Source organism: Christiangramia pacifica (genome assembly GCF_057221535.1).
Window position 1 is genome coordinate 552,922 of record NZ_CM170146.1, and the last position, 19,453, is coordinate 572,374.

The following is a 19,453-nucleotide window of genomic DNA, read 5'->3' on the forward strand; positions in this document are numbered from 1 at the left end:
GCGCCGCTAAAATGAAGCCATGCAAAAGATCTTTAGCTTTGGATTCTGGAACTCCATCGCCAGTCTTATTTTAAGAAACAGAATTGTAATTCTTATTTTGATAGGAATTGCGACTTTTCTGCTTTCTACCCAATGGAAAAACATGCGTTTTTCCTATACCGAGGCGAATTTAATGCCCGATGATCACGAGGTAAATATTAATTATAATGATTTTCTGGATAAGTTTGGAGAAGAAGGAAACCTCATTTTGCTTGGAGTACAGGATTCAGCCTTATTCACTCCTGAAAAATTCAAGGCGTGGAACGAGTTAACGGATAGTCTTACCAAATTTCCGGAAGTAGATCATATTATCTCGCCGGCCAGCCTTCAGGAACTCAAAAAATTTGAAGATCCTAAGCGTTTTGAAATGGTCCCGGTGCTCGAGGATAAATCTCCAAGCGCTTCTGAGCTTAAGGATTTTGAAAATAAACTTTTCACGTCCCTGCCTTTTTATGAGAACCTAGTTTATAGCTCCCATTCGAATACCATTCAATCTGCTCTATATCTAAACAAGGAACTGGTGAATACAAAAGCCAGGAAGATCTTTGTGCTGGAAGAGTTAGATCCAATGATCAAGGAATTTGAGGACAAATACAATATTGATGTTAGGGTTTCTGGGATGCCCTATATTCGAACACTAAATGCTCAGAATATCGTGGATGAGATCGGATTGTTCATCCTGGCCGCGCTGATAGTCACTTCGCTTATTTTCTTTTTCTTTTTCAGATCTATAAGAGCAACCATTATTTCTATGGTTACCGTGTGTATTGGAGTAATGTGGGCCTTCGGAGTCATTGGGCTATTACATTACGAGATCACAATTTTGACTGCACTAATTCCTCCGTTGATCATAGTAATTGGGATACCAAACTGTATTTTCCTGATAAATAAATATCAGCAGGAAATAAAAAATCATGGAAACCAGGCAAAGTCATTACAAAGGGTAATTACGAAAGTCGGGAATGCGACCTTGATGACGAATGTTACCACTGCTTCAGGATTTGCAACCTTTATTTTAACCGATAGCCAGTTGTTAAGAGAATTTGGGGTGGTAGCATCGATTAATATCCTGGCAATTTTCATTTTAAGCTTATTGATCATCCCGATCATTTATAGCTATTTAAGGCCTCCGAGAGACAGACATTTAAAACATCTTAATACAAGGTGGATTGGAGGATTTGTGAACTGGATGGAAAATATGGTTCGCAATCACAGGATCGCTATCTATATTTCATCAGTTTCGTTACTTGTTCTGAGCATCATTGGGATTTATACTATTAAAGTTTCAGGAAGTATTCTTGAAGACATGCCTCAGAATACCCAGTTCTTCAAAGACGTGAAATTCTTTGAAAGGGAATTTGACGGAGTCATGCCTTTGGAAATATTGATAGACACCAAGCGACCAAAAGGAGTGATGAAGCTTGCGACCTTAAAAAGGATGGAAGAACTTGAAAATTTTATTCAGGAGGTTCCAGAACTTTCCAAACCGCTTTCGGTAAACAGGCTCGTTAAATATTCAAAACAGGCTTATTATAACGGTAATCCAAAATACTACCAGTTACCAACCAGCCAGGAAAGAAACTTTATCATGCCTTATGCAAAAGGTCTTTCTTCAAGTGAAGGAATCATGCAGTCCTATGTAGATTCCACCGGACAATACGCCAGGATCACCACTTTCATGAAAGATGTTGGTACAGAGAAAATGGAAGAGATAGAAAATGATCTTTTACCTCAGATACAAAAGATTTTTCCTGAAGAAAGATACAATGTTTCGATCACCGGTAAAGCTTTGCTTTTTCAGAAGGGAACCAATTATCTGGTTAAAAATTTAATCATTTCATTAGGCTTGGCAATCTTGCTGATCGCTGGCTTAATGGCCTGGATGTTCAGAAGTTTCAGAATGATCATCATTTCTCTTGTTCCAAACCTATTACCATTATTGGTAACAGCCGGGGTCATGGGATTCCTGGGAGTTCCCATCAAACCTTCTACCATATTGGTCTTTAGTATCGCCTTCGGAATTTCTGTAGATGATACCATTCATTTTCTGGCAAAATACAGGCAAGAATTAAAAGCTAATAACTGGAAGATCAAACGCTCGGTTTATGCGGCTTTGAGAGAAACCGGGGTGAGTATGTTCTATACTTCGATCGTATTATTCTTTGGGTTTTCTGTATTCATGATTAGTAGTTTCGGCGGAACGGTGGCCCTGGGCGGATTAGTTTCAGCAACTTTATTATTCGCCATGCTGGCCAACCTACTTCTATTACCGTCCTTACTGCTTTCTTTGGAACGTAGTATTGCCAACAAGAAGACCTTGAAGGAACCGGCGATGAAAATCATTGAAACCGAAGAAGACGAGAAAAATTATAAATCTGAGAAGCAAAAGAATTAAAATGTTAATAAAACGGCCTGCTTGCTAAGCTTCAGGCGAAAAACTATCTTTGTTTTTTCTAAATTTCAACTAAATGATACAAGCAAAAATCGCTGAAATACTGAAAAGCGATCAGTTTTTACAGGAATACCATGTTCAAGGTTGGGTGCGCTCTTTCAGAAGCAATAGATTTATCGCACTTAATGATGGTTCAACCCTAAAAAACCTTCAGTGTGTTATCGATTTTGAAAATACTGATGAGAGTCTCATTAAAAGAATAAACGTAGGTGCTGCGATTTCTGTAAAAGGGACTCTTAAGGAGAGCCAGGGAAGCGGACAACGCGTGGAAATTGAAGTTACCGAGATCAAAATTCTTGGAGACGCTAACCCAGAAGAGGTTAAATTTACCATTCTTTCTCCTAAAAAGCACAGTCTGGAAAAGCTGAGAGAGCAGGCACATCTAAGAGTTCGTACAAATACTTTTGGGGCGGTAATGAGAGTTAGAAGCAAACTCTCTTTTGCAGTTCACCAATATTTTCAGCAGAAGAATTTCTATTACGTAAACACTCCTATTATTACGGGAAGTGATGCTGAAGGTGCCGGTGAAATGTTTCGCGTTTCTTCGTTAGACATGAAGAATCCACCGAAAAATGAAGATGGAAGCATCAATTACAGGGAAGATTTCTTTGGGAAAGAAACGAATCTTACCGTTTCCGGACAGCTGGAAGCAGAGACTTTCGCATTAGGTCTGGGCCAGGTTTATACTTTTGGACCAACCTTTAGAGCTGAAAATTCAAATACTTCGCGTCATCTTGCAGAATTCTGGATGATCGAGCCAGAAGTTGCTTTCTGTGATCTGGACCAGAACATGGATCTTGCTGAAGATTTTATTAAATATGTGCTGAAATACGTTCTTGAAAATTGTAAAGAAGATCTTGAATTTCTTGCAGAAAGACAGGAAAATGAAGATAAGCTGAAGCCAAAAGCAGAACGTAGCGATATGACGCTTCTGGAGAAATTGAATTTTGTTCTGGACAATAATTTTAAGAGAGTAAGTTATACCGAGGCAATTGAGATCCTTAAGAACTCTAAACCTAACAAAAAGAAAAAATTCAATTATATCATTGAAGAATGGGGTGCGGATCTTCAAAGTGAACATGAGAGATATCTAGTTGAGAAACATTTTAAATCTCCGGTAATTCTGTTTGATTATCCTGCGAAGATCAAGGCTTTCTACATGAGATTGAATGAAGATGGAAAAACGGTTAGAGCGATGGACATCCTTTTCCCTGGAATTGGTGAGATCGTTGGTGGAAGTCAGCGTGAAGAGCGTTTGGATGTTCTGAAAGAAAAAATGGCCGAACTTGATATTCCTGAGGAAGAACTTTGGTGGTATTTAGATACAAGAAAATTTGGCACCTGTGTTCATAGTGGATTTGGATTAGGCTTTGAAAGACTTGTACAGTTCACCACTGGAATGGGTAATATCAGGGATGTAATTCCTTTCCCTCGTACACCACAAAACGCAGAATTTTAATTCTTTGAAAATATTAGAATCGCATATAGTTCCTGCAATCTCTGAAAAAATTAGATTGCAGGAATATGCGGTTTCTATCTTCACTTCCGTTAAAACCCGTAGCGGAATAAAAAAAGCCATCAAAAAGAATCTTCTTCTCATTGATGGGGAAATTGCAAAAACTGGCGATTGGATTCAGGAAGGTCAGAAACTTCAACTCCTCAAAAACACTTCGGAAGAAAAAAAGATCTTCAAACTGGATTTTGAGGTTTTGTTCGAAGATGAGTTTATCGCCGTCATTAACAAACCTCCCGGATTTCCCACCAGCGGAAATTATTTCAAAACTATAGAGAACGCCTTACCCAATAATCTAAAAAAATCCAGCGAGCTAGACGCTCTACCCTATCCATTACCTGCTCATCGACTGGATAATCCAACTTCCGGAATTCTACTGTGCGCGAAAACAAGGAATAGTCTTATTAATTTACAGCAGGGTTTTGCTGAAAAGACCATTAAAAAAACCTATTACGCGATAGTTCGCGGCAAGATAACTGAGAGCCTTGAACTTGAAAACAAAATTGAAGCTAAGGAAGCAATCACCCTGGTAGATCCTATCAAAATTTATAAAATTGATGCGGAGTATTATACGTTGGTAAAATTAAATCCGTTAACAGGAAGAACTCATCAATTGAGAATTCATTTGAGTGAAAATAATAATCCAATTGTGGGTGACACGATTTACGGAATTACAGAAAAAGGATATTTTCAGGGGAAGAGTTTGTATCTGTTTGCCGGCGGAATTTTATTTCAGCATCCGGTGACAAAAAAGCAACTGAAATTCGAACTTCAACTTCCCAAAAAATTCAGGAACCTAGACTATTACAGGGCGCATTAACAAAAATTTACCACAAACATAAGATGTGCCAAAGTCGAGTTGGCCTCTATTTTCCTTATTTTTGTTATACAAGCAAAAGTTTATGCTAAAGCAACAATTAAATTTTAAATTATCCCAGAAGCTATCTCCGCAGCAGATCCAGCTTATGAAACTTATTCAATTACCTACGCAGGCATTTGAACAAAGGATCAAAGAGGAACTGGAAGAAAATCCTGCACTCGAGGACGGAAAGGAAGAGAGAATTGATGAATACGATGATCTGGGAAATGAAAATTCTGAAGACGATTACGATAATGATACTATAGAGACTGAAATTGATGTTGACGAATATCTTAGCGATGATGAAATTCCAAGTTATCGCCTAAACGCAAACAATTACAGTCCCGATGATGATGACAAACAGGTTCCTTATGCTGCAGGAACTTCATTTACGCAACATTTAAAAAACCAGTTGAGCACATTCCGGTTTGAAGAAACCGAACAGGAGATTGCAGAATTTCTAGTTGGAAGCGTTGATGAAAGCGGTTATATAAGAAGAAGTGTTCAAGATATTGTAGACGACCTTGCTTTTACGCAGAATATCTATACCGATGAGGAAACCGTCGAAAAAGTGCTGAAAAAAGTGCAAAAATTGGATCCAGCAGGTGTTGCCGCCAGGAGCCTGGAGGAATGCCTTTTGATTCAGCTTCGCAGAAAAGAGCCAACCAAGCAGGTTGAGCTGGCCATAGATATTATGGAAAGGTCTTTTGACCACTTTAGCAAAAAACACTACAAAAAGCTTTTATCTCGTCACGATATTACTGAAGATGAGTTAAGAGATGCCATAGAAGTTATTGAGCATTTGAATCCAAAACCAGGTGGATCTTATTCAGGAAATACCCGAATGGTTGAACACGTGATCCCGGATTTTACGATCAAGATCGAAGACGGTGAATTACAATTGACGCTGAACGGTAGGAATGCCCCAGAAATGCATATTTCCAGAGATTATAACAATATGCTTAAGGGCTATAAGGAGTCTAAGGAAAAAACCAAAGCCCAGAAAGATGCAGTGATGTTCATCAAACAAAAGCTGGATGCGGCAAAATGGTTTATAGAAGCTATTAAGCAACGTCAACAAACTTTAATGGTTACAATGAGCTCTATAATGAATTATCAGAAAGAGTACTTTTTAACTGGTGATGAGCGTAATCTCAGGCCTATGATCCTAAAAGATATTGCAGACGAGATCGAAATGGATGTTTCGACGGTCTCTAGAGTGGCAAATTCAAAATATGTTGATACACCTTACGGAACAAAATTAATCAAGGAATTCTTCTCTGAATCTATGACCAATGATCAGGGAGAAGAAGTCTCTACCCGTGAGATCAAGAAGATCCTGGAAATGTCTATTGAAGAGGAAAATAAACGCAAACCTTTAACCGATGAAAAACTGGCAAAGGTTCTGAAAGATAAAGGTTATCCTATTGCAAGGAGAACTGTAGCAAAATACAGGGAACAACTGGACATTCCTGTAGCTAGATTGCGTAAAGAAATTTGATGAAGTTAATACTTAAGCTTGCCTCTTATATATTTCACCCTCTCTGGATGCCATTTCTAGGGAGTTTATTTTATTTCCTGCTAATACCAAGATATTTCCCGGAAGAGATCGTTAAGGCAAAGCTCATGGCTATAGCCATCATAACCATTTTTATCCCGATTGTATTTTACTTTTTACTTAAAAATTTAGGCAAGGCCAGTAATATATTTCTGGACCAGGTGAAAGAGCGCAGATGGCCATTGTTCTTTTTTATCCTTCTGAATTTTATGGTTTTACACCAGATCCTGAATATTTATAATTATCCGGGATTATTCTACTACTTCATAGGAATTCTGGTATCTGCAATTATAAGTTATATGTTTACATGGATCAATGTAAAAGTAAGCTTGCATATGGTAGGAATGGCTGGCTTACTGATGTTTGTGGTAGGTTTTTGTGCCTATTTTCATCTGTATTTTATCTACACCATCAGTTTCCTTATCATTGCGACAGGCTTAACAGCTTCCTCGAGATTATATAATAAGGCACACAATTCAGGAGAGCTTATGATTGGCTTTCTTGTAGGCTTGATTCCTCAAATAATTGCATTCAGCCTTTGGTTTAAAGAATATAGAATGTCAGACCTATTTTCAGCGTAGAGAGATCAATAGATTCTCCATTAAGCTCCGCATCTTTAAAAAAGGGATTTAAGGCATAATAGAACTGGAAATTGAAGGTATTATAGCCAAAAGTAAAAGTAGCTCCCAAACGGAATCTATTCAGCTCTGAAAGGTCATTGATGATTACTTCCTGCTCTGGATCCTTATACCTGCTTCTAAAATTATACATATAACCAAGTCTGACTCCTGAATAAATTCTCCAGAACTTATAGGTCTCAGGTGTTGAAGTTCTCCATCTGAATTCTACAGGAGCTTCAATTAATTGTGTAGTAAACCTGTTCCTGGTATAATCTTCGTTATTCTCCAGGCTCATAAAATTTGTAGAACCATCTTCATTCTTACCGATAAAAAGATTTTGTCCATAGGTATTTATAGACCAGCCCAATCCAATCCCAAGGGCAACATTTCTTCTTTCATTCAGGGGAAAATCCCTTATAAAACCGACATTCAACCCACCTGAAAAACTTTCCTGGTCAATATTTGAAGGTTTGTTGGTAACCAGGTTAAAATGAAACCCTGCGTAAAATTGGTCTTCCCTGTATAGACTATCAATGGTAAAAGGTACCGAATCCGGGATCTTGTACCGGTCTTCATCTTGGGCATGTAGAAATAAAGGCCCTAAAAGAATAAAAAACAGTAGAAGGTTTTTATAGTTCATAAAAAATAAATCTGAAGTTTAAATATAAAAAAACATCCTGTCTGGAATACCCAAACAGGATGCTTTATATAATTAAATCGAAAAGATTATTCTACGTTCTGCTGAGCATCACCCACTACGGTTGTGTAGTTGATCTTTAATGCATCGGCTTTACGCAATTCTTGTTTGATATCTGAAACAAGACCCATATTAGTCTCTTCATCTACTTTTAATGCAGTAGTTAAGTAAGGAATTAATTCCTCCCTCTTAGACTCTCTTTCAGAATAGATAAATTGCTGTACTTCTTCAACACTTGCAAATTTATCATTTAACTGAATACGGGCTTCTGTTCCATATTTAGCCTGGTATCTTTTGCTCGGTTTCCCGGCGTAGATATACATGATCAAATCTTTCTTATCAAGCTTCTCAACCTGATCTGCAAACGGTAATTTGTTTTCAATCATTAAAGTATTGTCACGCATTACTGTTGCGACCATAAAGAAAAATAAGAGCATGAAAACGATATCAGGTAAAGATGCCGTACTAATAGCGGGCAATTCTCCAGACTTTTTCTTTTTAAATTTAGACATAATTAAAGTCGTTTTCGTTTATTAAAAGCTCTAGCTTTTTGGTTCGGCTTCAGATAATTTCTGAGGAATCATATCCTGAATAACATCGATCTTCTCTTTTAAGGCTTCTTTATCGCCGTTAAAACTAGGATCGTTGTACTTCTTCTCCATCTCCACGAAAGTCATCCCATACATTCTCTGTGCTTCACGATCTCTCAGCTGATTGTAAGCAGCCACAAGTTCGTTCTGTACAGCAATATATGTTCCGTACTCCGTTCCACGGTTGTTCATCAAGGAAATAATAGCCTTCTGAGGATTCACAGATGATGCAGGATCTTTAGCACCTTGACAGAAGCTACAAGCTTCATCTCCAGTACCCGCACCGTTATCTAAGAACTCAACAGCTGCTTCCTGAAGTTCAGAAAGCTCCATCTCTTCCTCTTCTACCAATAGTTGGTTATTACTGTTAACCTCTACTGTAAAAATGTTACGTTGTTTAATAATCGGAGGCTCAACGTCTTCAGGTTGCCATTGCGGCAATTTCCTACTTATCCCGCTATCTGTTTCAATGGTAGTAGTTACCAGGAAAAAGATAAGAAGTAAGAAGGCAATGTCCGCCATAGACCCCGCGTTAACTTCCGGTGCTGATCTCTTTGCCATATTATTTAGCCAATTTTTTGATTCCAGAGAATACCATTGCAGCGATAGCAATTCCAGCCAGGATGTAGAAAGTAATTAAACCTGCTCCAACCCAATGATCGCCAGATGCTGAAAGCATACTACCGTCTTTAAGTTCTTTTGCTGTACCGTCACTTAAAACGTAAGCAACGACCACGATCACTAAAAATGATCCAATAGCAATAATAGTGTTCTTAATATTACCTCTGAATAAACCTACGATCACAAATATTCCAACTAGCACGACTACGGCTAATAGAACCAAGTAAGCAATCCACATGTAAGGGTCTAAATGACTACCTTGAAGGTCTGCCGAGGCTTTAATGGCATCGTCACCGGTAGCGATAATTCTTCCCAGAAGAATCATCCCTATCACACCAATAACAAGTGCCAGATATTTTAATATTTTATGTAAGGTCATAATTTACTTTGTCTTAGATTCTTTTTTTATTCTTGTAAGCTACTAACATATCGATAAGAAGGATAGAAGCATCTTCCATATCGTTTACGATACTGTCTATCTTAGCGATGATATAGTTGTAGAAAATCTGAAGAATAATCGCAACGATCAAACCAAATACTGTAGTAAGAAGTGCTACTTTAATACCTCCTGCCACAAGTGATGGCTGCATATCTCCTGCTGCTTCAATACGGTCAAAAGCCTGAATCATCCCGATTACAGTACCCATGAACCCAAGCATAGGAGCCAATGCGATAAATAAAGAAACCCAAGATACGTTCTTCTCTAGTTGTCCCATTTGAACACCTCCGTAAGCAACTACTGCTTTTTCTGCAGCTTCGATGCTTTCGTCAGCTCTATCAAGTCCTTGATAGTAAATAGAAGCAACAGGTCCTTTTGTATTTCTACAAACTTCTTTAGCTGCTTCGATACCACCACTATTAAGTGCATCCTCAACATTTTGAGCAAGCTTTCTAGTGTTAGTAGTTGAAAGATTTAAAAAGATAATTCTCTCAATGGCAATTGCCAAACCAAGAATTAAACACAATAGAACGATCCCCATAAAGGCAGGACCACCTTCGATGAAACGTTTTTTAAGCTCCTGGTGAAAACCAAGCTCTTCTTCTTCCAATTCATCACCGGCTGCTGCTTCCTCGTCATCCTGTACAAAGGTCACAATCGTTCCTGGCAAAGTATTAGCGCTGTTAGCCGCCTGTAGATTGTAGGTTCCAAGAACCGTAATCGCGGCGATTACCAAAATAGAAAATAATCTTTTCATTACTGTTTGTCTTAATTTAATTAGTTAAAGGGTTAAAGATATAAATTATTTTTAATAAAACACTTAGCAGAGAGGAAGGGATTCGAACCCTCGATACGCTTGTGACGTATACACACTTTCCAGGCGTGCGCCTTCGACCACTCGGCCACCTCTCTGTTTCTTGTTTCGGGGCGGCAAATAACAAAAAAAAACCGTTCCCGTCAAGTATGACACCGTTAATTTTAAGACATTTCACCCCTTAATGAGGTTTCGTAAATTGTCTTGAACACTTTAGGAGACAAATCCTTTCCTAATAAGTACATTAATTTTGAGACCGCAGCCTCTGTAGTGATATCCTTTCCAGACACCACTCCTATTTTTTTTAAACCTACGCTTGTTTCGTACTGACCCATCGTCACACTGCCTCCAACGCACTGAGTAACATTCACAACCCTCAATCCGTTCCTGATCTTTTCCTTTAAAATATTCAAAAACCATGGTGCGTTTGGGGCATTCCCGCTACCAAAAGTTTCCAGCACCACACCTTTCAGGTTTGGCTTGGATAAAATATATTCAACCGTACTTTCACTGATTCCCGGAAATATTTTCAACACCAACACCTCATCATTGAAACCTGTATGCAACTTGGTTTTTTGTTTCCTGTTCGGTTTCCAAAGTGCTTTGTAATTCACTGATAAATATACTCCTGATTCAGCCAGAGCCGGATGATTCATGGAAGAAAACGCCTGAAAATGCTCAGCGTTGATCTTCGTGGTTCTGTTCGCTCGATAGAGTTTATATTCAAAATACAATCCAACTTCAGAAATTACCGGCTTGCCATTTTTCTGCAATCCAGCAATCTGAATGCTGGTGATCAAATTCTCCTTGGCATCTGTTCTTAGATCTCCGATAGGCAGTTGTGAACCAGTAAAGATTATTGGTTTGGTTAAGTTTTCAAACATAAAACTAAGTGCTGATGCCGTATATGACATCGTATCACTTCCGTGCAATACCACAAAACCATCATAATCCTGGTAATGCTCATCGATCGTTTTAGCGATCTTTTCCCAGTATTCAGGATTCATATTTGAAGAATCAATAGGATCTTCAAAACTCAAGGTCTCGATCTCATGTTCAAGGATCTTCAACTCCGGAATATTCTGTAAAAGCTCATCAAAATTGAAAGCTTTTAAGGCACCGGTATCATAATCCTTGATCATACCAATGGTACCGCCGGTATATATTAGCAGTATTCTTGAACTATTCTTCATTCAAAGACATTTTATTGATCACCGGATTTGCGTACATCAATAAATAACTATTCAGAGCCAAAGGGTTTTTCACGTCCACTCTTCTGCTTATTCTCCTGTCAAACTGCCTTTTTTCCTTTTCAGTATATTCACTTATAAAGCGCTCTTCATTTTTCAGAAGATCATAAGCGATATAATTTGAAGGCCACAATTTATAATTCTTATATATCGCTTTGTCTATTAAAGAAGCAACTTCTTTTAGCTGATCATTAATTGAAAGATCCTTTTCTCGTATGGAAGCAAAATCTTTTTCCGTTAGAACAGAACCTGCATTGATCTGAATTCGGCCTTTTTGCCCCATTGCTCCCTGCATAATACTGTTGAAGTCTTCGTTAGCAGATTTCTTATATTCCTCTTTCATCCTTTTTGCCAGAACTTCCGGCATTTTCAGCATATCTGTAGGATCAAATTCATAAGACATGGCTACTGGCACAATCTTCATTTTAACGAAGTAATCCAGGATATCCATATCTCCTTTTGCCATTCCCGCCATTTTTAAAACTCCCTGTTGGGTAAAATCATTCCCATCTTTGGTTCGGCCTTCTCGCTGAGCCATCCACACCGAACGATCTTCTTCAAATAGCAAATGCCTTATATATTCTGAAAGTTTCATGGAACTTTTCAGCATTTCCCGTGGACTTTGATTTCTAAGCACCAGGAAATTCCTGTTCAGCTTTGAAAGTGCCATCAGGAAAGGTTTTTTCACTAAGTTGTCTCCGATTGCTGAAGCAGTCATGGTGAGATCATGATCGTGCAGCGTATAATTAATAAGAGAAGTATCCAGGATGATATCGCGATGATTGGATATATAAAAATAGGATTCTGAAGAGTTCAACTCCTGAAATCCATCATCGGTTAATCCTTCACTCGTCTTCTCTAATACTTTTTCTACGGTAAGATAAATTACCTTGCTCTGAAAGTCGGAAATCGAATGGCATTCCTTTAAAATTGCTTCAATTTCGCCAGTTTTCATATCTGGGAAAGTAAATTGTAGCAGGGCTTTTACCATTGGATGCTTCATGTATTCCTGCAACGCAGGATTTACTTCTTCATCCTTGTAAAATCTTATATCGTCAAAATTCTGCACCTATTTCAAAAATTATTTCAACAAATGAACAAAATTTCTGTTTAACAGCTTTAAATTCCGAAAACTTCCTTCGAGTTTTTTGTGGTTATTTCTGCAATCTTTTCCACTGGGAGATCATACAATTCTGCCAGTTTCTCTGCAACCTTCAAAATATACACCGGGTCGTTACGTTTTCCGCGGAAAGGTTTTGGTGCCAGGTAAGGGGAATCTGTTTCTAATACAATTTCATCAATAGAAATCTGATTCAGGAATTTATCGATACCGCCATTCTTAAAAGTAACCACTCCTCCAATTCCTAGTTTCATATTATAGGAAAGCGCCTTTAAAGCCTGCTCATGAGTTCCGGTAAAACAGTGAAATATACCGAAAAGCTTATCATCTTTCTCAGATTCCAGCACTTCGAATATTTCATCAAAAGCTTCACGGCAATGAATCACTATCGGTAAGCCTTTTTTCTTGGCCAGCTGTATCTGTCTTTTAAATGCCTCTTTCTGAATTTCCAGCGTTGATTTATCCCAGTAAAGATCTATCCCTATTTCCCCAACGGCATAAAAATCTCTTTTCGAAAATTCTTCTTCAATATGCTTCAGTTCTTCTTCGTAATTTTCCTTGACATGAGTTGGATGAAGTCCCATCATCAGGAAAATGTTCTCCGGAAATGATTTTTCCAGCTCGTACATTCGCTGCGTAGTTTCAGAATCTATTGCAGGAATAAAAAAGCGTTCAATATTATTATTGATCGCATGCTGAATAACTTCTTTTCGATCTTCATCAAAAGAATCACTATATAAATGAGTGTGTGTGTCTGTAATTATCATTCTTATTCTTTATTTTTTATATGATCTGCCAGATATTCCGCATCTTTTTTGATCCCGCCCAGTGTTGCCGAACCACGGGTATGCAGCCAGGGAAGTCCTATAAAATATAATCCGTCAATATTACTCACGCCGCGATAATGCTTGGGATAGCCATTTTTCGCCAGCTCCAGACCTTCAATCCAGTTAAAATTAGGTCGGTAGCCTGTAGCCCAGATGATATTCCTGATATCTGAGATCTTCTTGTTCTCTGTATAAATTAGTTCTCCTTCGGCATTCTTGGTTTTACCCACAGCCTGCACATTATCCCTTTCCAGAATTTCTTTCACATCTGTTCCAATGACAGGCTGCCTGGACTTCGAAATTTTTCTTCCCAACCAGGTATCTCTGCTAAAACTCAAGAAACCCGATTTGGTAAACCACCACCACAAGGTTTTTCCTAAGATCTCCTGGGGCAATACTTTCACGTCTGTGGTTCCTGAAAAATAAACTCCGCGTTGCTCCTGAGAAACCTCATCCAAGATTTGAAATCCGCTATCTCCTGCTCCTACTACCATCGCTTTTCCTTCCTGAAGCTGATCGGGATTTTTGTAATAATTACTATGGATCTGAAAAATCTCTCCGTCTATCTTTTTTGAAAATGGTGGCGTATAAGGAATATGAAATGGCCCTGTGGCAATTACCACATTTTTTGTCTTCATCTCACCTTCAGAACTTTCAAGAACAAAATGATCTTCACGTTGAGAAATATTCCTAACCAGTGTATTCAACTGAACCGGAATCTGAAATTCTTCAACATAATCCTTAAAATATTGAGCTACTTCGGTCTTTGAAGGATAATGGCCTTTCTCAGCAGGAAAATCCATGCCAGGCATATTATTAAATTCAGACGGAGTAAATAAGGTAAGGGAATCCCATCTATTTAGCCAGGAAGCTCCAATTTCTGACTCTTTATCCAGGACCAGGAAATCTTTACCCTGCTCCTTGAGATAATATGCCATGGCCAATCCAGCCTGTGCAGCACCTACAACTATAAAATCCAACATTCCTTTACATTTTTTGCAAAAGTAAGGTTTTTAAAGCATACTGAAAATCAGTCATTACTAGAAGATGATCTCTTTATAATTCCAGAATTGATAAAGAAACAAGATAAGAAAAGCGAAGGTAACAATGAATTCCATAAAGCTTGAGGCGAGCAATCCTAGAAATGAGCCAAACGCAGCTTTTCCTGCAACCCGGGAACTACTTTTATTCAGGATTTCACCAATGAATGCACCTATAAACGGACAGATCAATATAGCAAATGGAAAAGGAGCAAAGATCCCAATGATCAAACCAATGGTTGCGCCGATCATTCCTTTGCGGCTTCCTCCAAATTTTTTCGTACCCATCGCCGGAATGATAAGATTCAAAACATAGAAGAGAATAGCAACGGCAAGTGTAATCCCCAGGAACAGGTAATTGATCCCTACTCCCGGAATCAGGTAAAAAATCAATAATCCTATCCAACTTAAAGGTACTCCAGGCAAAACCGGGAGAAAACTACCCAGTATTCCTAAGATCATAAATATGGCTGCAGCTGCTAAAAGTAATATTTCCATTTCTAGTATTTGACGAACGAAGATAATCAACTTAATTTCAATTTTTAACTAAAATATTAGTTTAAACTAAAAAGTTAGTTTATATTAGCAGAAACAAATTCATCCTACAATGAAGCAATTAACGAAAGCTGAAGAAGAGATCATGCAAATTCTCTGGGAGCTAAAAGAGGCGAATGTTGCCAGCATCATCAAGAAAATGCCGGAACCAAAGCCTGCATACAATACCGTTTCTACGATTGTTCGAATACTTGAAAACAAGGAGTTTGTTGATCATAGACAGAAAGGTAAAGGTTATATATACTTTCCTGTTGTGGAGAAAGAAACATATAGTAACCAGAGTATGAACCAGCTGGTTAATAACTACTTCAACGGTTCTTTTAAAAGTATGGTGTCATTTTTCATGAAAAAAAATGACATGAGTACCAAGGAACTGGAGGCGATTCTAAAGGAAATTGATAAAAAGGACGCGTAATGGCACATTATATATTACAGATCATATTTTTCCAGCTATTTTTTTTACTGGTTTACGAATTTTTTCTGAAGAAAGAGACATTTTTCAACTATAACCGTTTGTATTTATTGGTAACGCCAATACTGGCTTTTCTAATACCATGGTTGAGACTGGAATTCCTGGTTGAAGCGGTTCCGGAAAACGCCAGGATCATCATCCCGAAAATGATCAGTTCGCAACCGGATATTTACAGGGAAACGCTGCCAACCGTTACTATCTATGGAGAAAGCGGACTACAGCTAAACTGGTGGCTCATCACATATTTCACGGGATTTGGATTATCCTTGTTACTTTTTATAAGGAAGTATTTAAATCTGAATAAACTTTTCAGCTTTAGGCAGATTGTCCGTGAAAAGGATTTTAGGATCATCGAAATACCAAATTCCAATGCTGCTTATACTTTTTTCAATACCGTATTTCTAGGCGACCAGCTTTCAGAAGCAGAAAAACAGCACATCTTATCACACGAACTGGTACATGTTAAAGAAAAACACAGCCTGGACCTGATCTTCTTTGAAATTCTTAAGATCATATTCTGGTTTAATCCGCTCATCTATATCTATCAAAACAGGATTGCCGGACTCCACGAATTTATTGCAGACGAAGAAGTGGTAAAAACCACGGAAAGAAGAACATATTATGAGCAACTGCTGAATACGGCTTTCAGCACTCAGAATATTTCATTTATCAATCAATTTTTTAATCATTCATTAATCAAAAAACGAATTATTATGTTACAGAAAAACAAATCATCAAAACTTTCCAAGTTCAAATTTTTAATGGTCATCCCATTAATGTTGGCAATGCTTACTTATGTTGCGTGCTCGGATGATAATTCTGCCGATATACAGTCAGAGAATAAACCCACAACCACTTCAGAAATAATTGCTGAATTAAAAGCGCATCTGGAAAATAAGGAAAGTCTAACCAAGGAAGAAAAGGAGCAATTTATGCAGCTATTAAAGAGGCGTCAGGAATTATTGATAGCTGAAGGGAACAAAAAATATCTTACTGAAAAACCTGATTACAGCATGTATAATGACAGAGATGATGTTCCTTTCGCCGTGATAGATAAAGCACCCGCTTTTCCAGGTTGTGACCAGTGGGTGGACGATCCAAGAAAAAATTGCACAAGCAACGAGATCTCAAAATTTGTAAATGAGAACTTCAATACTGGTCTTGGTAAAGAACTGGGTCTTACTGGTATTAATCGTGTTATTGTTCAATTCAAAATAAACAATACTGGTAAAGTTGTGGAGGTTAAGGCAAGAGCATCTCACCCGGCACTTGAAGAAGAAGCCAAAAGAGTAATTTCAAGCATGCCAGATATGATTCCGGGAGAACAGAATGGGAAGCCGGTAAATGTGATGTACTCATTGCCTATCGCCTTCAAGGTTACCGAATAATTTTAAAATTTTTAATTATGAAATCGAAAACAATTAATTACAACTTAGCATTTTTATTCATGTTCATTTCCCTAATGGGATTTGGACAAGAGAAGAATAATTCTGAAGACATCGACACCTACCCTTTTGCAGTGGCAGAACAAGTTCCGGCATTTCCGGGATGTGAGCAACTAAATGGTAAAGCCATGAAGGACTGTACGGTAGAAAAGATCACGAATCATGTAAACAAGAATTTCAATACGGCCTTAGGCAAAGAATTAAAAATAGAAGGAGTTACCCGTATTGTAGTTCAGTTTAAAATAGATGAAACCGGGAATATAACTGAGGTTAGATCACGCTCCCTGGCAGATAAGGCAGATGTAAGAGAAATTCTTCAGAATGAGGCTAACCGAGTTGTGAGCAGTCTACCTAAAATGCAGCCGGGACAGAAAGATGGTAAAGACATCGCAATCATGTATTCTTTACCCATAGCTTTTGCTGTTCCAGAAGAAAACAAGAAAGAGAATAAGAAAGGCTAAATTATCAAAACCTTAATTTGTGAAAATTAGATTTTTAATAGTTCTGGTTTTAGGTTGTTCACTGACGGTTTCTTCCCAGGAAGAAACTATAAAGGCTGCGGACAGCCTTTTTTCTTTTGGAAAACGATCTGAAGCTATAGAATTACTCGACGTAATAGAACCAAAATCAGAGAAAGTATATTTAAAACTTGCTAAACTTCAGCAGGCAAATTCTCAGAATGAAGACGCTTTGGTGAATTATAAAAAAGTAATTGAAAAAAATCCCGATCGAATACTGACTACTATTGATTATGGTGAATTGCTTTTAGAAACCGGGAAAGCCGATGAGGCAGATAGCCTTTTCAGTAACCTAAGCGAAAAATATCCTGAAAATCCCGGATTTTTATATCGAATTGGTTTAGCCAAGGAAAAACAAAAAGATAGCACCGCGTTTAAGTATTATTACAAAACCCTTAGTAAGGATATTACCCACCAGGGAGCGTTATACAAAGTGGCTAAAAATTATTTGCAGAATGGAAAATCTTACAACGCCATTACGTATTGCAACGAAGGTTTAGCTGTTCGACCAAATAATGCCTCGCTTTTGTCAATTTTAGGCCAGGCTTATTCAAGGTCCCTGCAGTTTGAAAAATCCATTAAACCCTACGAGAAACTAATCGAACTTGGAGAAGGTTCCGAATTTATACTGGAAAAACTGGCGAAATCTTACCGCGTCACCGGGCAGGATGATAAGGCTATTGAAACCTACGAAAAAATGCTGGAGATCAATGAATACAATTCAGGTTTTCATAGCAATCTTGGGGCTCTTTATTTTCAAAAGAATGAAATGGAAAAAGCACAAGATCATTTCTCCAAGGCTTTAATGATAAAGGATCAACCGGTAGACAGAGAATACTTAAACTTAGGATTAATTCAGAAAGACAAAGAGAAATTTAAAGAGGCATTGCAGTTTTTTGAAAATGCCATAAAGGAAAATCCTGAGAATGAAAGAGCTATTCTTGAACGCGCCATTGCTGCAGATGCCTATTTTGAGGATAAAGAGGCTGTTTTAAATTTATACGAGTCATATTTAGAGAAGTTTGGAGAGAATGGCAGAAACGATATGCTTTCGGTTGCTCGCTATAGGATTAGCGAATTAAAAAGTGAAATTCACCAGGCGAAATAAAGTCTTTCCCACTTATAGCATAAGCTTCTGAATGTTGAAAATCAGGTTAAAATATTTTAATTCAGTCAATTTTTCCTAACCTGCTATATTTCACTATTTTTGGAATCCGAAAGCGGATTGCCAATGAAAAAAGTTTTACTTTTTGTATTTACTTTAATACTTACTTCCTGCAATTTTGAAACTAAGAAGATCTCTTCTGAAGAGGTTCTGGAGCAGGAATCCCGTTCCCTGAACTGGAAGGAGGTTGATGAGTATCCCGCATTCGAAAACTGCCAGGATAAAACCGATCTTGCCGCCGCCAAGAATTGTTTCGAAAGGCAGGTCGCTACAACCATCTATTCCTTTCTGGCGAGCCAGCAACCTGTGGTTACAGAAAGTATCAACGACACCCTTTACCTGTATTTAGAGATCACCAAAGAAGGAAAACCGCAGATAGATTCGGTAAAAATAGATACTACGGTTACCAACCAGCTTCCTGAAATAGAACAATGGTTGAAACAAAGCATCGATTCACTTCCAAAGATCTATCCGGCCAGTAAAAGAGGAATTCCTGTTTCTACCGTTTTTAAAATGCCAGTTGTGGTAAAAGCTGAATAACGCTCTAGATCAGTTTTCTAATTTACTACCAATTACCGCGTTCCATTTCCTGACCTCCCACTTTTTGATCAATCCATTTTTTACGTAAGGATCGTTTTCAGCAAAATTGTAAGCAAGGTTTGCATGATCTCCATAAAAGATCAAAATGGCCTTATCTGCAGGCTCCTCTAGTGCACCACCTAAAACCAACTTACCTTTTTCAGCCAATTCTTTTGCCATTCCAAGATGTTCCGCACGATAGTGGCCACGGTCCCGGAGATAATTATCAGCTAATTCATAAGTAAGGATATAATAATTCATGCTATAATTTTAATATAAG

General features: G+C 38.0%; 21 protein-coding genes and 1 tRNA gene. 10 read left to right on the plus strand and 12 right to left on the minus strand.

The genetic code is table 11. From position 1 onward, the window contains the following. Positions 1–19 precede the first annotated feature (19 nt). From AC2S94_RS02540 to AC2S94_RS02560, 5 genes are all read left to right on the plus strand, one after another. Positions 20–2,434, plus strand: coding sequence for an efflux RND transporter permease subunit (locus AC2S94_RS02540; protein ID WP_484629944.1), 2,415 nt, complete (start codon positions 20–22; stop codon positions 2,432–2,434). Positions 2,435–2,507: 73 nt separating this feature from the next. After that, positions 2,508–3,950, plus strand: coding sequence for an asparagine--tRNA ligase (gene asnS / locus AC2S94_RS02545; RefSeq protein ID WP_484629945.1), 1,443 nt, complete (start codon positions 2,508–2,510; stop codon positions 3,948–3,950). A gap of 4 nt (positions 3,951–3,954) precedes the next feature. Continuing rightward, positions 3,955–4,824 carry an RluA family pseudouridine synthase gene (locus AC2S94_RS02550; protein ID WP_484629946.1) on the plus strand — a complete coding sequence of 290 codons (870 nt, stop codon included), beginning with the start codon at positions 3,955–3,957 and terminating at the stop codon, positions 4,822–4,824. Positions 4,825–4,906: 82 nt separating this feature from the next. After that, positions 4,907–6,364 (plus strand): RNA polymerase factor sigma-54, encoded by a 1,458-nt coding sequence (gene rpoN, locus AC2S94_RS02555; protein ID WP_484629947.1) that lies wholly within the window; start codon positions 4,907–4,909, stop codon positions 6,362–6,364. Continuing rightward, entirely contained in the window at positions 6,364–7,002 is a 639-nt protein-coding gene (locus AC2S94_RS02560; protein WP_484629948.1) for a hypothetical protein, read from the plus strand. The genes rpoN and AC2S94_RS02560 overlap by 1 nt, the downstream gene beginning before the upstream one ends. On the opposite strand, the gene AC2S94_RS02565 is transcribed toward AC2S94_RS02560, so the two are convergent. The 11 genes from AC2S94_RS02565 to AC2S94_RS02615 form a co-directional block, all read right to left on the minus strand. Next, a complete protein-coding gene (locus tag AC2S94_RS02565; RefSeq protein ID WP_484629949.1) occupies positions 6,965–7,681 on the minus strand; it encodes a porin family protein in 717 nt (238 codons plus the stop codon). The genes AC2S94_RS02560 and AC2S94_RS02565 overlap by 38 nt on opposite strands. Positions 7,682–7,767: 86 nt before the next feature. Further along, on the minus strand, positions 7,768–8,250 hold the full coding sequence (locus AC2S94_RS02570) for an ExbD/TolR family protein (RefSeq protein WP_484629950.1): 483 nt from the start codon (positions 8,248–8,250) through the stop codon (positions 7,768–7,770). A gap of 30 nt (positions 8,251–8,280) precedes the next feature. Continuing rightward, entirely contained in the window at positions 8,281–8,889 is a 609-nt protein-coding gene (locus tag AC2S94_RS02575) for a biopolymer transporter ExbD (RefSeq protein WP_484629951.1), read from the minus strand. 1 nt (position 8,890) lies between these two features. Then, a complete protein-coding gene (locus tag AC2S94_RS02580) occupies positions 8,891–9,328 on the minus strand; it encodes a hypothetical protein (protein ID WP_484629952.1) in 438 nt (145 codons plus the stop codon). A 13-nt stretch (positions 9,329–9,341) separates the two neighbouring features. Further along, positions 9,342–10,145 carry a MotA/TolQ/ExbB proton channel family protein gene (locus AC2S94_RS02585; protein ID WP_309560164.1) on the minus strand — a complete coding sequence of 268 codons (804 nt, stop codon included), beginning with the start codon at positions 10,143–10,145 and terminating at the stop codon, positions 9,342–9,344. Between the two features lie 67 nt (positions 10,146–10,212). Next, positions 10,213–10,300, minus strand: a tRNA-Ser gene (locus AC2S94_RS02590). Positions 10,301–10,366: 66 nt separating this feature from the next. Further along, a complete protein-coding gene (locus AC2S94_RS02595) occupies positions 10,367–11,395 on the minus strand; it encodes an asparaginase (RefSeq protein WP_484629953.1) in 1,029 nt (342 codons plus the stop codon). Then, positions 11,385–12,521 carry a 1-acyl-sn-glycerol-3-phosphate acyltransferase gene (locus AC2S94_RS02600; protein WP_484629954.1) on the minus strand — a complete coding sequence of 379 codons (1,137 nt, stop codon included), beginning with the start codon at positions 12,519–12,521 and terminating at the stop codon, positions 11,385–11,387. The genes AC2S94_RS02595 and AC2S94_RS02600 overlap by 11 nt, the downstream gene beginning before the upstream one ends. 50 nt (positions 12,522–12,571) lie before the next feature. Next, positions 12,572–13,339 carry a TatD family hydrolase gene (locus AC2S94_RS02605; protein WP_484629955.1) on the minus strand — a complete coding sequence of 256 codons (768 nt, stop codon included), beginning with the start codon at positions 13,337–13,339 and terminating at the stop codon, positions 12,572–12,574. A 2-nt stretch (positions 13,340–13,341) separates the two neighbouring features. Continuing rightward, positions 13,342–14,382 (minus strand): flavin-containing monooxygenase, encoded by a 1,041-nt coding sequence (locus tag AC2S94_RS02610; protein ID WP_484629956.1) that lies wholly within the window; start codon positions 14,380–14,382, stop codon positions 13,342–13,344. 57 nt (positions 14,383–14,439) lie between these two features. Further along, on the minus strand, positions 14,440–14,937 hold the full coding sequence (locus tag AC2S94_RS02615) for a DUF456 domain-containing protein (RefSeq protein ID WP_484629957.1): 498 nt from the start codon (positions 14,935–14,937) through the stop codon (positions 14,440–14,442). Positions 14,938–15,046: 109 nt separating this feature from the next. Here AC2S94_RS02615 and AC2S94_RS02620 point away from each other — a divergent pair, with 109 nt between their 5' ends. The 5 genes from AC2S94_RS02620 (at position 15,047) to AC2S94_RS02640 (ending at position 19,134) form a co-directional block, all read left to right on the plus strand. Beyond that, the gene (locus AC2S94_RS02620; protein ID WP_484629958.1) at positions 15,047–15,409 is read left to right on the plus strand and encodes a BlaI/MecI/CopY family transcriptional regulator; all 363 of its coding nucleotides are present in this window, start codon (positions 15,047–15,049) and stop codon (positions 15,407–15,409) included. Beyond that, positions 15,409–16,854, plus strand: a complete 1,446-nt coding sequence (locus AC2S94_RS02625) for a M56 family metallopeptidase (protein WP_484629959.1) — start codon at positions 15,409–15,411, stop codon at positions 16,852–16,854. Before AC2S94_RS02620 ends, AC2S94_RS02625 begins: the two co-directional genes overlap by 1 nt. Before the next feature lie 17 nt (positions 16,855–16,871). After that, complete coding sequence (locus tag AC2S94_RS02630) at positions 16,872–17,372, plus strand: energy transducer TonB (RefSeq protein ID WP_484629960.1); 501 nt, start codon at positions 16,872–16,874, stop codon at positions 17,370–17,372. Between the two features lie 19 nt (positions 17,373–17,391). Continuing rightward, positions 17,392–18,537, plus strand: coding sequence for a tetratricopeptide repeat protein (locus tag AC2S94_RS02635; RefSeq protein ID WP_484629961.1), 1,146 nt, complete (start codon positions 17,392–17,394; stop codon positions 18,535–18,537). Positions 18,538–18,660: 123 nt separating this feature from the next. Further along, positions 18,661–19,134, plus strand: a complete 474-nt coding sequence (locus AC2S94_RS02640) for a hypothetical protein (protein WP_484629962.1) — start codon at positions 18,661–18,663, stop codon at positions 19,132–19,134. 9 nt (positions 19,135–19,143) lie between these two features. On the opposite strand, the gene AC2S94_RS02645 is transcribed toward AC2S94_RS02640, so the two are convergent. Continuing rightward, the gene (locus tag AC2S94_RS02645) at positions 19,144–19,434 is read right to left on the minus strand and encodes a YciI-like protein (RefSeq protein ID WP_484629963.1); all 291 of its coding nucleotides are present in this window, start codon (positions 19,432–19,434) and stop codon (positions 19,144–19,146) included. Between the last annotated feature and the right edge of the window lie 19 nt (positions 19,435–19,453).